This is a genomic window from Microbacterium hanjuni (assembly GCF_043556395.1).
GTDB lineage: Bacteria > Actinomycetota > Actinomycetes > Actinomycetales > Microbacteriaceae > Microbacterium.
In genome coordinates this window covers 1-14,001 of record NZ_JBIGIK010000001.1, presented here as the reverse complement: position 1 = coordinate 14,001, position 14,001 = coordinate 1, and the positions used below count along the sequence as shown (strand labels likewise).

At 70.9% G+C, this 14,001-nt stretch carries 12 protein-coding genes and 1 rRNA gene; all 13 read right to left on the bottom strand.

The features are described 5' to 3' along the window. Positions 1-49: 49 nt before the first annotated feature. The gene (locus ACFXP5_RS00065) at positions 50-1,693 is read right to left on the bottom strand and encodes a M28 family peptidase (protein ID WP_394542994.1); all 1,644 of its coding nucleotides are present in this window, start codon (positions 1,691-1,693) and stop codon (positions 50-52) included. 100 nt (positions 1,694-1,793) lie between these two features. After that, positions 1,794-2,717, bottom strand: a complete 924-nt coding sequence (gene xerD / locus ACFXP5_RS00060) for a site-specific tyrosine recombinase XerD (RefSeq protein ID WP_394542993.1) — start codon at positions 2,715-2,717, stop codon at positions 1,794-1,796. Between the two features lies 1 nt (position 2,718). After that, a complete protein-coding gene (locus ACFXP5_RS00055) occupies positions 2,719-3,306 on the bottom strand; it encodes an NUDIX domain-containing protein (RefSeq protein ID WP_394542992.1) in 588 nt (195 codons plus the stop codon). Position 3,307: 1 nt separating this feature from the next. Continuing rightward, complete coding sequence (locus ACFXP5_RS00050) at positions 3,308-5,017, bottom strand: CTP synthase (protein WP_394544154.1); 1,710 nt, start codon at positions 5,015-5,017, stop codon at positions 3,308-3,310. 49 nt (positions 5,018-5,066) lie between these two features. Next, positions 5,067-7,937 carry a hypothetical protein gene (locus ACFXP5_RS00045; protein ID WP_394542991.1) on the bottom strand — a complete coding sequence of 957 codons (2,871 nt, stop codon included), beginning with the start codon at positions 7,935-7,937 and terminating at the stop codon, positions 5,067-5,069. A 50-nt stretch (positions 7,938-7,987) separates the two neighbouring features. Further along, on the bottom strand, positions 7,988-9,685 hold the full coding sequence (gene recN / locus ACFXP5_RS00040; RefSeq protein ID WP_394542990.1) for a DNA repair protein RecN: 1,698 nt from the start codon (positions 9,683-9,685) through the stop codon (positions 7,988-7,990). After that, positions 9,682-10,605, bottom strand: a complete 924-nt coding sequence (locus ACFXP5_RS00035; RefSeq protein WP_394525928.1) for an NAD kinase — start codon at positions 10,603-10,605, stop codon at positions 9,682-9,684. The genes recN and ACFXP5_RS00035 overlap by 4 nt, the downstream gene beginning before the upstream one ends. Further along, positions 10,602-11,402, bottom strand: a complete 801-nt coding sequence (locus tag ACFXP5_RS00030) for a TlyA family RNA methyltransferase (protein ID WP_394542989.1) — start codon at positions 11,400-11,402, stop codon at positions 10,602-10,604. The genes ACFXP5_RS00035 and ACFXP5_RS00030 overlap by 4 nt, the downstream gene beginning before the upstream one ends. Continuing rightward, positions 11,399-11,566 (bottom strand): hypothetical protein, encoded by a 168-nt coding sequence (locus ACFXP5_RS00025; protein WP_394525924.1) that lies wholly within the window; start codon positions 11,564-11,566, stop codon positions 11,399-11,401. The genes ACFXP5_RS00030 and ACFXP5_RS00025 overlap by 4 nt, the downstream gene beginning before the upstream one ends. 18 nt (positions 11,567-11,584) lie before the next feature. Next, positions 11,585-12,616: an HAD-IIA family hydrolase gene (locus tag ACFXP5_RS00020; RefSeq protein ID WP_394542988.1), complete on the bottom strand. Its 1,032-nt coding sequence runs from the start codon at positions 12,614-12,616 to the stop codon at positions 11,585-11,587. Continuing rightward, positions 12,616-13,338, bottom strand: coding sequence for a tetratricopeptide repeat protein (locus ACFXP5_RS00015; RefSeq protein ID WP_394542987.1), 723 nt, complete (start codon positions 13,336-13,338; stop codon positions 12,616-12,618). The genes ACFXP5_RS00020 and ACFXP5_RS00015 overlap by 1 nt, the downstream gene beginning before the upstream one ends. Then, positions 13,335-13,826 carry a hypothetical protein gene (locus ACFXP5_RS00010; RefSeq protein WP_394542986.1) on the bottom strand — a complete coding sequence of 164 codons (492 nt, stop codon included), beginning with the start codon at positions 13,824-13,826 and terminating at the stop codon, positions 13,335-13,337. The genes ACFXP5_RS00015 and ACFXP5_RS00010 overlap by 4 nt, the downstream gene beginning before the upstream one ends. 95 nt (positions 13,827-13,921) lie before the next feature. Continuing rightward, positions 13,922-14,001, bottom strand: a 5S ribosomal RNA gene (gene rrf / locus ACFXP5_RS00005); the annotation flags it as partial.

Sequence of the window (14,001 nt, the reverse complement as noted above, 5' to 3'; positions counted from 1 at the left end):
CCCGGTGGCCCGCGGGGCACACCGGGCTCGGCCCACTCGGCGCGCCCCGCTAGGAGATCCGGGTGCGACGCCGGGCCGCCACGAGGGTGAGCACGCCCAGCCCCAGCAGCAACGCAGCGCCGGCGCCCCAGGCCGTCTCCGCCTCGCCGCCGCTCTCGGCGAGCAGCTCCGGGTCCGCGATCGCCAGGATCGGGGTCGGTGTCGGGGTGGGGGTCGGCGGGACGGGAGCCAGGACGGCACCCGGAATCCCCGACACGTCGTTCGCGAACTCGGCCGTCACATGCGCGATGGCACCGATCATGATCCCGAGCGCGGTGTCGTTGATGTTGTCGATGTCGTCGCCGGCGGAGTGGTAGTTCTGGTCGTGCGCCTCACCGACGGTTCCGCCGAAGAGGGCCGCTTCATCGGCCGTCTTGACGTCGTCGGCGCCGGTGAACAGTCCGGAGGCTGCTATCCCCGCCGAGATGAACGCGTCGTAGTCGCTTCGCCCATCGAAGGCCGTGTCGATCCAGGGCTGGCCGATCTCGTCGAAATAGTCGGTCAGCGCGTCCTCGGTCTCGATCGAGCCTGCGGGCACCTCGACCGGCGCCTCGTAGGTGGACTCGTCGGCGTCGTACACCGAGATGACGTAGTTGGGCGAGCCGATCATGTCGAAGTTGAGGTACGTGACGATGTCTGCCGCCTCTTCGTCGCTCAACCGGGCGACGTAGTCCGCCGAACCGAACAGCCCGAGCTCCTCCGCGCCCCACCACGCGAATCGCACCCGGTTGGTGAGAGGACCGGATGCTGCGAGCTGCACCGCGGTCTCGAGGATCGCCGCCGAGCCCGAACCGTTGTCGTTGATTCCCGGCCCCTCGAGAACGGAATCGAGGTGCGCGCCGAGCATGACCGTGTTCTCCGGGTTACCCGTTGGAGTGTCCGCGGTGATGTTGAACGTCTGGATGACCGAGACCGTTTGCTGCAGCTGGAGATCGGCCGTGACCGGTCCGAGCGCCATCGCCGCCAGGATGGTCTGTCCCTGCGAGGGCAGGATCCCGACGGAGGGGATCAGGTCGGGAGTCTGCTCGCCGAGTGTGCCGGCGAGGGGAACCGCCTCGGTGTTGTAGACGATGACCGCGAGCGCACCCGCGCGACCGGCCGCTGCCGACTTCTCCGAGAACGCGCAGACGCCGCGCGAGACGATGGCGATCTGCCCGGTCGCATCGACGTCGCCCCATTCACTGTCGTCGCATCCGGTCGCGACGGCAGGGGCGATGAGAGGCACGTCCGTCAGGCCCGCGACCGGTGTCGACGGGGTGAACTCCATCGGCAGGCCGAGCGGGCCGGGGGCGCCGTCGCCGTCCTCGTCGTCGGTGAAGGTGATGCCGTCGATGGCGAGGGAGTAATCGTCGATGCTCTGCGTCGTCGCTTCGAAGTCGTGCCGCACCGGTTCGTAACCGGCGGCGATCAGCACCTGCTCGATGTACTGCCCGCTCGCCTCGTAGCCCGTGGTCCCCGCTGCGCGGTTGCCTCCGTTCGCCGTTGCGATCGCCTGCAGCGCGTCGAGATGCGCCCGCACACCCGCGACGGTCACGCGGTCCTCGAGATCTTCCGGATCCACCGCCATCGCGGGGGTGAGACCCACGCCGACCATCAGCAGCCCCGCTGCCATACCGATTCCCACGGGCGCCCAACGGCGCTGCACCTTCACCACGATGTGGTTCTCCTCTTGTCGACCCTGACCTCGCCCCTGTGTCGGAGGCTAGGGCAGCAAGACCGTGCCGGACGGAAACGTCACGGCCCGGAAACAATGCCTACCGTGCGCGCGGGTGGGAGGTGGCGTAGACGTCGCGCAGGGCGTCGACGCTCACGTGGGTGTAGATCTGGGTGGTGGCCACCGAGGCGTGGCCGAGGAGCTCCTGTACGACGCGCACATCGGCACCGCCCTGCAGCAGGTGCGTCGCGAACGAGTGGCGGAACGTGTGCGGTGAGACGTGGGCTTCCATCCCGGCTCGCTCCGACGCCTGCTGGATGACGAGCCACGCACTCTGGCGCGACAGCGGCGCTCCCCGCAGTCCGAGGAAGAGGCGCGGGCTCGACCGCCCGCGCCGCGCCAGCTCGGGTCTCACTCGAGCGAGGTACGCCTCCAGCGCCGCGCGCGCGTACGAGCCGACGGGGATGATGCGTTCCTTATCGCCCTTGCCGCGCACCCGCAGGATCTCGCCGTGGGCGAGGTCGTCGACGTCGAGCTGCACGATCTCCGAGACGCGCGCTCCGGTGGCGTACAACAGCTCGAGGAGGGCGCGATCACGCACCGCGACCGGCTCGGCGGCCGTGTCCTCCCCCGGCGGGGGGCCCGCAGCATCCAGGAGCCTCTCGATCTGCTCGATGGTGAGCGCCTTCGGCAGCCGTCGCGGCGCCTTCGGGGGGCGGAGGCGTCCGCTGGGATCCTCGGACTCGATCCCCTCGCGCACGAGGAAGCGGTGCAGCCCCCGCACCGAGGAGTGGATGCGCGCGAGCGACGACGCCGCGGGCGCCGGCACGGACGAGGCGCGCTCAGCGGCGAAGTCGGCGATGAGGGCGGGCGTCACCGCCTCCGTGTCGGTGATGGCACGTCCGGCCAGCCACCGCGCATACACCTCGAGGTCGCGGCGGTATGCGGCGGCGGTGTGGTCGGACAGACCGCGCTCGAGCGTGACGTGCCGCAGGTACGCGTCCACCGCCCGCTCGATGCGCACGTCAGCCCGCCGTGTCGGCTTCCCGGCGCAGCACTTCGGCCGTCATCAGCACTCCGGTGATCAGGATGGCGTTGCGCACCCGACCGTCGAGGATCGCGGCGATCACTTCGTCGATCGCGACGCGCTCGACCTGGATGTCCGCCTCTTCGTCTTCGCGCTCGAACGCGTCGTCCGTGGGCGACAGGTCGCGGGCCAGGAAGAGGTGCACGACCTCGTCGTTGCCGCCGGGCGAGGTGTGCACGGCGCTGAGCAACTGCCACCGGGCGGCGATGAGGTCCACTTCCTCAGCCAGCTCGCGGGCAGCAGCCGCCGCAGGGTCCTCCCCCGCGACGTCGAGCAGGCCAGCCGGAATCTCCCAATCGCGCGAGCGGATCGGGTGGCGGTACTGCTGGATCAGCACGACCCGGTCGTCGGCGTCGAGCGCGACGATCGCGGCCGCGCCCGGGTGCTCGACGTACTGGCGCTCCATCTGGCCGTCACCGTAGAGCACGGTCTCGGAGCGTACGTTCCAGATCGCGCCGGTGAAGACCTGCTCGGAGGCGAGCACCTCGGGCTGCACGTCTTCGTCGTGAAGGGTGCGCGGATCCACGTCAGTTCTCCTCGACGTCGAACAGCTCGCTCGCGCGGTGGCGTTCCAGGGCAGCCTCGACGAGTCCGCGGAAGAGCGGATGCGGGGTGGTCGGGCGCGATCGCAGCTCGGGGTGGGCCTGGGTGGCGATGTAGTACGGGTGCACGTCTCGCGGCAGTTCGACGTACTCCACCAGCCCGAGGTCGGGGTTCACGCCCGAGAACACCAGGCCGGCGTCGGCCAGCTGCTCGCGGTAGGCGTTGTTCACCTCGTAGCGGTGACGGTGACGCTCCGACACCTGCGGCGCCCCGTACACCTCCTCCGCCAGTGACCCGGCGGCGAGGTCGGCCGGATACAGCCCCAGCCGCATGGTGCCCCCGAGGTCGCCACGGTCGAGGATGTCGACCTGCTCGGCCATCGTGGCCACCACCGGGTGCGGGGTGTCGGGATCGAATTCGCTCGACGATGCCTGCTCGAGGCCGGCCTTGTTCCGGGCGTACTCGACGACGATGCACTGCAGGCCCAGGCAGATGCCGAGGGTGGGGATCATCTGCTCGCGGGCGAAACGCAGCGCGCCGAGCTTGCCCTCGATGCCGCGGATGCCGAAGCCGCCGGGGATGACGATGCCGTCGAGGTGGCCGAGCGCCTTCTCCGCACCCTCGGGCGTCTCGCACTGGTCGGAGGGGATCCAGGTGACCTTGACGTGCGTCTCGTGCGCGAACCCGCCCGCCTTGAGCGCCTCGGTCACCGAGAGGTACGCGTCGGGCAGGTCGATGTACTTGCCGACGAGACCGATCGTGACCTCGTGCTTCGGGTTGTGCACCGCTTGCAGCACGCGCTCCCACCGCGACCAGTCGACGTCGGCCGCTTTGGCGAGTCCGAGGGACTGCACGATGTAGTCGTCCAGGCCCTGCTCGTTCAGCATCGTCGGGATGTCGTAGATGCTGGGCACGTCGACGGCGTTCACGACGGCCGATTCGTCCACGTCGCACATGAGCGCGATCTTGCGCTTGTTCGACTCGGTGACCGGACGGTCGCTGCGCAGCACCAGAGCGTCGGGCTGGATACCGATCGAGCGCAGGGTGGCGACGGAGTGCTGGGTGGGCTTGGTCTTCTGCTCCCCCGACGCGCCCATGAACGGCACGAGCGAGACATGCACGAAGAAGACGTTATTGCGGCCCAGCTCGTGGCGGATCTGCCGTGCCGACTCGATGAACGGCTGCGACTCGATGTCGCCCACCGTTCCGCCGATCTCGGTGATGATCACGTCGGGCTGGGGGTCTTCGCTCGCCTGCAGCCGCATGCGCCGCTTGATCTCGTCGGTGATGTGCGGGATGACCTGCACGGTGTCGCCGAGGTACTCACCCCGGCGTTCGCGCGCGATGACCTGCGAATAGATCTGGCCTGTGGTGACGTTCGCCGCCTGGCTCAGCTGAATGTCGAGGAACCGCTCGTAGTGGCCGATGTCGAGGTCGGTCTCGGCGCCGTCGTCGGTGACGAAGACTTCGCCGTGCTGGAACGGGTTCATCGTTCCCGGATCGACGTTGAGATACGGGTCGAGCTTCTGCATGACGACGCGGAGACCCCGCGCGGTGAGCAGGTTGCCGAGGCTGGCGGCGGTGAGTCCCTTACCCAAGGACGACACGACACCACCCGTGACGAAGATGTGCTTCGTCGTCTGGGTCTGGTGCTCTGTGGAGCCGGTGGAACGTCCCGCTTCTGAATTCTGCATCACGGGCTTCAATCCTATCGGTCCGATCCGGTCGCGGTGCGGCAGGCGCTCACTTCCTGCGAAGTCTGCCACGCTTCTTCCGCCGTGACGACGACGGACGCCCGCTCTTCGTACGAGGCGCGGGTACGACGACGAGGGCCTTCTGCCTGGTTCTCACCAGACTGATCACGCCGACGACGCACGCAGCGACCGCCGGGAGGCCCACGAGCGGGAGCACCGGATCTTCGGGAACAGCATCCGCCGTCACCCAGACGAAGGAGACGAGAGCGGATGCTGCGAACCATCCCGGAATCCATCGGACGAGGTCGCGTCGCATCCCGCCCTGTTGGAATCGCCGCCGCCTCTCGTCCGATCGCGCCAGAAGAGGCCACGCGCCGAACACCAGCGAGAGGGCGGACAGCACGAGTGAGACCGCCACGGGGGCGGCTCGGGCGATCTCTGCCCGGTACCACGCACCGCGGTCGGTCTCATCGAAGGTGCCCGCCGGGAACGTCAGTCGCACGCCCACATCCCGATTCGCGTCGCTCGACCAGTAACCGTCGTCCTCCACCTCGAGCTCCCAGGAGCGGACGACCTCGTCGTCCGCGGCGACTCCGCCCGTGAGGGGCGTGAGGTCGGTGGCCCGGCTCGAGCGGTACCAGGTGAGCCACCCGCTCGCATCGTCCTCGATCGAGGCATCGAGGACGGCGTCCACGCTCACCTGCGCGGCGACGCGCTCGATCGCGCCCTCCTCCTGCCACGACCAGGCGCTCTCCCATCCTTCGTTGAGGCCGGTCCATTGCACCTGGTCCCGCCAGCCGTCGGCGGTCTCGACGGCGGTCGCCGCATCGGCCAGTTCGTAGCGGATCTCGATCTCGTGCTCGCCCGCCCACGGGTCGAGGAACCTCGTCTGCAGGAACGCCATCCCCTGCTCGCGGCGCAGCTCGTACGGGGCGTCTTCGCCGTCCAGGCGCACCGAGACGATCGCCAAGCCCAGGTCGTTTCCGTTCACCCGATCCCGGTACTGACGCATGAGCTGGGGCATCTCGAGCCGATCCCCGTCGACCAGGACCTGCAGGGTCTCCGTGGCCTCGATGTGCGCCCGACCGTCTTGTCCGCGCGAGAGGTGGGCGTCGAGGTCCGCGTCGCTCACCACCCAGCCGCGCCCGCCGGGCAGGTCGCCCGAGTACGACACGTCCTCTTCGGGGCTGCGCTCGGAGGGCGAGGGAAGGGTGAACGCGACGACGAGCATCGCGAGGAGAGATGCCACGGCGACGGCGCGAACGATGAGTCGAGGCGCGGTCAGGAAGCCCTGCCCCGCCGAGACCTCGGCATGGCCGTCCTGACGCAGCAGGTCCGTGATGGTCTCGCCGGCGGCCCGGGGCGGCGTGAACATCGCGACATAGGGCAGTAAGGGATCGCGCAGGGTGATGCGACCGGCGGCGCTCGTCTGCTCGAGGAACAGCCGCACCCCCCGCAAGCGCTCTGCCGCGAACGCGCCGGGACGGGTCAAGGGGCGCGCGGTGAGCGCGATCGTGAGCACCACGACGCCCGCAACCGCGGAGAGCGCGACGATCGCCCACGGCCACCAGTACTCGCTGAGGGAGATCTGGTGCGAGAGCTGGCGCACCAGCCCCCACTGCACCACTGTCAGCGCGAGGCTCGCGCCGATGAACGTGTCGCGCACGACGCCGCGCGGCACCCGGCGCAGGCCCCGACGGAACTGCTCGGCCCACGCCGGCCCGCCGAGATAGACCCGCCACGCGTTCGCCAGGTCGCCCCAGCGGCCGGCGCGCGCGGCGGAACGCCCGAGGGCGGCGCGCGCCGTCGCGTCGGAAGGGGCAGCGGCGTACCGGGCGACGGCGGACACGAGCGGAGCGGTGAGCACGGAGCGGCTCAGGCGCGCCGCGAGGTCGGCCGAGATGTCGGGGTCGGGCTCGGACTGCGCGACGAACCATGCCCGACCGCGCGCATCGCTCCACGCCACCGCCCGGGCGGCGAGGGAGAACACCAGCGTAACCCCGAGTAGGAGGAGCGGCAGGAACGGGCCCACCACCAGCACCCAGTACAGGGGCGAGGGCGGGGGCATCGTGAACGTGCCGTCGCGGAAATCGAGGCTGAACCAGAACTCCGCGTGCGGAGGGAGGCGTTGATCGTTGTCGACGACGTAGGTGACCGTCGACGCGGTCTCGCTGTCGGGGGTGAGTCGTTCGCTGTCGCCGACGATCGCCCAGGCGACCGCGGCGAACGGGGGCTGCAGCAACTCCGCGTCGAGCTCGGTCGGCAGGGTGAGGGTGAGTGATGACCCCCCGAGTCCTTGCGCCCACGCCGGTCCGAAGATGTCCCACCGCAGCACGTCGCGCCGCTGCCCGGTCGACTCGTCGAGCACCGAGGACGCGACATCTCGCAGGGCGTAACGGAGGACGAAGGTGTGACGCCCGTCGAGTTCGGCTCCGGTGTCGAGCGCGAACGTGGTCCGCGTCGGGCTGTTCGAGACGTCGACGGTGATCGGTTGCCCGTCGACCTCGGCGCTGACGTCGGCGGGATGCAGGTCATGCCCCTCGTACAGCGACGCGATCGTGCGCTCGATCCCCTGCTCGTCGACTTCGTCGGGGAAGACCGCTTCGATCGTCTCCTCGACCCGCAGCACGAGCCTGCCGTCAGCGGAGCGTTCGACGGTGTGGGCGGCGTCGAAGGACGCGGCGATCCATCGCTCATCGACGTCCTCCGCCGCGGACGTGATGTCTTCGAGCGTGATGGGAGCGTTGATCACCGGGCCGAAGAGCAGGAACACCCCGACGAGAGCGACCGCCACCCAGATGGACCGCACCACGGCCCGCACCCGGCGCGAACCCCGGGCGCGCGAGCGCGCCTCTGCACGCAGCATCCAGCGCGACAGCGCCTGGTAGAGCGGCGTCTGTCGGGACGGGGCGATGCGCACCGCGCCATCGGGGAGGTGCGCCCCACCCGAACTCTCGGGCGGCGAGGGTCTCACTGGCGCGCGAGCGCTGCGGCCAGCAACTCGCGAGCGTGGGTGAGTGCAGCGTCCGAGTCCGCGAGACCCGACAGCAGACGGGCCATCTCGGCCTCGCGCTCCGCCCCTTCGAGGCGGCGCACGCTCGAGGCGGTCACCGAACCGTCGCTGGTCTTGACGACGGACAGGTGGTTCCCGGCGAAGGCGGCGACCTGCGCCAGGTGCGTGACGGCGATCACCTGCGACGTCTGTGCCAGTCGCGCCAGCCGGCGACCGACCTCGATGGCCGCGGCGCCGCCGATCCCGGCATCCACCTCGTCGAACACGAAGGTGGGCACCGGATCGACACCGGCGATGACGACCTCGATCGCGAGCATGACGCGACTGAGCTCACCACCGGAGGCCCCGCGGGCGACCGGCCGCGCTTCGGCACCGGGGTGCGGGGCGAGCAGGATCGTGACCTCATCACGACCGGCGGCCGAGGGCGCGCCGGGCGAGACGCGCACGAGCAGGGTGGCGTCGGGAAGGGCGAGGGCGTGCAGTTCTTCCGTGACGGCGGCGCCGAGGCGCACGGCCGCAGCTTCCCGGGCTGCGGTCACCGCCTGCGCCGCTTCGTCGAGGTTCGCCTCGGCGGCGTCACGCGCGGCGGTGAGCCGCTCGACGCGATCGTCGTCGTCGTCGAGTTCGGCCAGTCGCGCCGAGCCGCTCTCCTGCAGCGCAAGGGCGGCCTCGAGCGAGCCGTGGGCGCGCACGAGCGCACCGAGCACGGCGCGCCGCTCCTCGACCGCCGCCAACTCGTGGGGGCCCGTCTCGTCGAGGTCGGCGAGGTAGGCCGAGATCGCAGTGGCGAGGTCGGCGGTCCGATACCCGAGGTCGGCGGCCTGCTCGGCGAGGGACTCGAGGGTCGCATCGCGGATGCTGCCGCGCTCGAGCGCGCGTCGGGCCTCGGCAAGCGAGGCCAGGGCGTCTGCAGCATCCGTCTCACTCGAGAGCGCCTCATGAGCGGTCGCCGCCGCGAGTCGCAGCTCCTCGGCGTTGGCGAGCCGTTCGGCGCGGGCGGCGAGGTCGGCGTCCTCCCCCGCGACCGGAGCGGCCGCGTCGATCTCGGCCAGGGCGGCGCGGAGATCCTCCGCTTCGCGGACGCGGGCACCGCGGTGCTCACGCAGACCGGTCAGCTCCGCATCGAGCTCCTGCCACCGTTCGAACTGTGCGCGATAGACCGAGAGGGCCTCGCTCACCGGTGCTCCCGCGAAACGGTCGAGCGCGTCGCGCTGCGCGACCGCCGAGCGCAGGCGCAGCTGCTCCGACTGGCCGTGCACGACGACGAGATCGTCGGCGAGGTCGGCCAGCACTCCAGCCGGCGCCGAGCGACCGCCCACCGTTGCCCGACCGCGCCCCTCGCTCGACACGGTGCGGCCCAGGATCAGCTCGGCCGTGCCGTCGCCGATCGGCTCGACATCGCCGCCCGCCTCCCGGACGCGATCGACGACCCGGCCCGCGGCCGGAACCGCCCACACTCCTTCGACCGAGGCGTGGGCCGCGCCCGAGCGCACCGCCCCCGAATCGGACCGCTGGCCCAGCAACAGGCCGAGACCGGTCACGACCATCGTCTTGCCTGCTCCGGTCTCCCCCGTGATGGCGGTGAATCCCGGCCCGATCTGCAAGGTCGCGTCGGCGATGACGCCCAGATCGTGCAGGCGCATCTCCTCGATCACGGAGACACCGGTCCGGCCGGACCACGCCAGCCCGCGACCGGCAGTCGGAACTTGCGCACGAGACGATCGGTGAACGCGGGCGGATGCAGGCGCGCCAGGCGCACCGGCGTCGTCGAGCGCCGCACCACCACGCGCGCGCCCGGCGGCAATTCGTGCGAGCGCCGACCGTCGGCCCACAGGATGCCGGTGCCGCTCGTGCGTTCGAGCACCTCGATCGCGATCGGTGCCTCCGGGCCCACGACGAGCGGGCGGGCGAAGAGGGCGTGCGCCGACAGCGGCACCACGGCCATCGCTTCGACGGACGGCCAGATGATCGGGCCCCCCGCCGAGAAGTTGTAGGCGGTCGAGCCGGTCGGCGTCGCGACGACCACGCCGTCGCAGCCGAAGGACGACAGGGGGCGACCGTCGACTTCGATGACGACCTCCAGCATCCGCTCTCTGCTGGCCTTCTCGACGGTGGCCTCGTTGAGCGCCCAGGTCTCGTAGATGACGGCGTCGGCGGAGTCCTTCACGCGCACCGAGAGGGCGAGGCGTTCCTCGACCCGGTAGGCGCGCTCGATCACGCGACGCACCGCGTCGTCCATGTCGTCGCGCTCGCTCTCCGCGAGGAAACCGACGTGACCCATGTTGATGCCGAGTACCGGCGCGGTCCCCCCGCGCACCAGCTCGGCGGCGCGCAGGATCGTGCCGTCGCCGCCGAGCACGATCGCGAGTTCGATGTCGTCGAGAGGAATGTCGATGCCCAGGGTGCCGACGCCGTCGAGCGGGATCGCGCCCTCGAGATCCTGCCGGTCATCGGGCGACAGCACCGCACGGGCTCCCGCTCCGGTCAACAGGGCGATGACGCGCGCAGCGGCGGCGACCGTGTCGTCGCGGCGCGCGTGGGCGACGACGAGGATGTTGCGTACGGGAGAGCTCATCGGATTCCGGTCAGTTCGTTCACGGTGCTTGCCCATTCCGACGGATCGCTGCCTCGCGAGGAGGAGAGATACGCCACGTATTCGTGGTTGCCGTGGTGTCCGACGACGGGGGAAGCGATGATACCCGCCGTGCGCAGCCCCACGTCCCAGGCGCCCCACAGCACGGTCGAGACCGCGTCCGCTCGCAGGGCCGGGTCGGTGACGAGGCCGCCGCGGACGGCCGTACGGCCCACTTCGAACTGCGGCTTGATGAGGAGCACGATGTCGGCGTCGGGCGCGGCCACGGCGGCCACGGCCGGGAGCACGTGCACGAGGGAGATGAAGGACAGGTCGCCCGTGACGAGGGACGGCGCGCGGTCGACTCCCGTCGCCGCTGCGAGGGACGCCGCGTCCATGTGGCGCACGTTGAACCCCTCGACGAGGATGACTCCCCGGTCTTCCGCGATGCGCGGCGCGAGTTGGCCGTGGCCGACGTCGACCGCGAGCACGAGCTCCGCCCCCCGCTCGCGAAGCACCTGGGTGAACCCGCCGGTCGAGGCGCCCATGTCCAGCGCCAGACGACCCGCCACGGGAATGTCGAAGGCGTCGAGGCCGGCGATCAGCTTGTGTGCGGCCCGGCTGACGTAGTGGTCGTCGCCCGCGACCTCGATCCGAGCGGTCTCGGAAACGGCGGCCGAAGGCTTGACCAGGATCGTGCCGTCCACCGTGACCAGCCCGTCGGTGATCAGTTGCGCGGCCTGGGTGCGCGAGCGGGCGAGCCCGGAGGCGGCGAGAAGGGTGTCGAGGCGCGGCGTCATCCGGCAGCGCCGCGATCCGCGGGTCCGGACTCGAGTCGGCGAGCCAGTTCCTCGTGCAATCCCGCGTATGCGGCGGCACGGTCGGCGAGCGGTTGGCCCTCGATGACGCGAAGGCGGCTGATCAGCTCCGGCCCGGCGTCGTCCGCGAACGTGGCGTCGGTCATGCCGCTATCGTAACGACCTCAGCGCCGAGCGAAGGGGTCGGCATACAGCCGATCCGGCACCCGGAAGCCGAAGATCGCCCGACCCGAGTCCCAGACGGCCGCGCATCCGGCGCGCACCAGGTCGATGGGGCGGTCACCGGCGGTGATGATCCGCAGGTCCGCACCGTCGACCTCGACGACTGCCCCGCCGACCGTCGTGCGGGTGCCCTTCGTCAGCGTGGCGGGATAGGGCTCGAACAGCTCGCGCAGATCGCCCAGGATGTAGTCGGGCCGCGAGTCGGGCGGTGCTGCGAGAAGGTGCTTGGGGCGATCGATACCGGTGAGCACGGCGGCGGAGCGCATCCCCGCGGCGACCGCGCCCTTGATGTCGGTATCGAGGCGATCGCCGATGAACAGCGGACTGACCGCGTCGAACCGGCGCACCGCCTCGTGGAAGATCGGCACCTCGGGCTTGCCGGCGACGGTCGCGAGGCGCCCGACGGCCGTGTGGACCGCCGAGACGAGCGTGCCGTTTCCCGGGGCGATACCGCGTGCCTGCGGGATCGTCCAGTCGGTGTTCGTGGCGATCCACGGGATGCCGCCCTCATCCAGCGGCTTCTGCAGGGCGAATGCGGCTTCGGCGAGATGCACCCACGCGACGTCGGGGGCGAATCCCTGCACCACGGCCGCCGGCGCGTCGTCGGCCGATCGCGTCACGACGAAACCGGCCTTCTCCACCTCGACGACGAGACCCTCGCCGCCCACGACGAGGATCGTCGAGCCGGGCGGCACGACCTCCACCAGAAGCCGCATCGCGGCCTGCGGACTCGTGACGACATCACTCGGGGCGGTGGGGAGGCCGAGTTCGCTCAGGTGCGCAGCCACAGACGCGTCGGTGCGCGAGGCGTTGTTGGTGATGTACCCGAGGCGCCTGCCCTCCCGCGCGCGGTTGAGGCTTTCGACGGCGTAGGCGATCGGTCCAGCTCCCGCGTAGACGACACCGTCGAGGTCGGCCAGCACCACGTCGACCCCCTCTAACGGGGTCGGGTCGACGGCGCGCTTGCCCCACATCAGTTCGCGGGCTCTTCCGGGTCGGTCGCTGCCGGCGCAGGCGCAGCCGGGGCGGGAGCGTCGTCGGGCTCGCCCGTCTCCTCGACGACCATCACTTCGAGGTCGGCGGCTCCGGATGCTGTGTCGAGCGCGTCGGCGGCGACGTCGGCGCGCTCGTACCATTGCGCGGCTTCCTCGTCCCGACCGAGTTCTTCGAGCACGGTCGCGCGCGCCGCGAACAGCGCCGGGCTCCATTCGAAGGCGCGATCAGGATCGAGCTCGGGGATGTCCAGCTCCTGCAGGGCGCGCTCGGTCTCGCCGAGGTCGAGCCGAGCGCCGGACATGGCGATCGCGAGCTCGACGCGGGCGCCGACGGGCAGCGAGGCACGGTCGACCCCCCGGCCGACCTCGAGAGCGCGATCAGGACGTCCGACTCCTCGTTCGCTGTCGACGAGGAGCGCGATCTGATCATCACGACCCGAGATGCGACGGTAGGTGCGCAACTCGCGCAGTGCCAGGGCGAAGTCGCCGACCGCGTAGGCCGTGATCGCGGCCGTCTCACGCACCACCGCGATGCGCCCGGCGCGCCGCGTGGCGGCAAGGGCGTGCTCGTGAGCGAGTGCGGGGTCGTCGTCGATCAGCCGCGCCGCCATGGCGAGGTGGCGGGCGACGTTGTCGGCGTTCTCCTTGCTCAGAGTCTTCAGCTCGTTGCGCGCCGGGCCCGCGAGGTCGCGAGCAGTCACGTCATCGGGGAGCTCCGGCCCCGACTCGCGGAACCGCTCGGGTGGACGAGAGGCGCGGTCGCGGTCTCCCCCGCCGAACGCGGGTCGGCCCCCGCGCTCGGGAGGACGCCCGGTCGAGCCACCGTCGCGACCTTGAGCCCTGTCGCGATACGGAGCGCCACCACGGGCCGGTGCACCGTCGCGGCGCGGGGCGCCACCACGGGCAGGAGCACCATCGCGGCGAGGTGCTCCATCACGCGAAGGTGCGCCATCGCGACGCGGGGCTCCCCCGAAAGCGGGCTTGCCATCGCGGCGCGGGGCTCCGCCGCGGGCAGGCGCACCGTCACGGCGAGGTGCTCCATCACGCGAAGGTGCGCCATCGCGACGCGGGGCTCCCCCGAAAGCGGGCTTGCCATCACGGCGCGGTGCACCGGCGCGGGATGGACCGGAACCGGAGTCACGGCGGGGGGCGCGATCGCGACGTTCGTCGCCGTTCGGGCGGTCGCCATCATCGGAAGCCATGTGGACAATCCTCTCCGGAACGATGATCGCCCGTATAACGCGAAATGGCCACCCATCGTTGGGTGGCCATTTCTCGGAAGAAGTCCGGCGGTGTCCTACTCTCCCACAGGGTCACCCCTGCAGTACCATCGGCGCTGAGAGGCTTAGCTTCCGGGTTCGGAA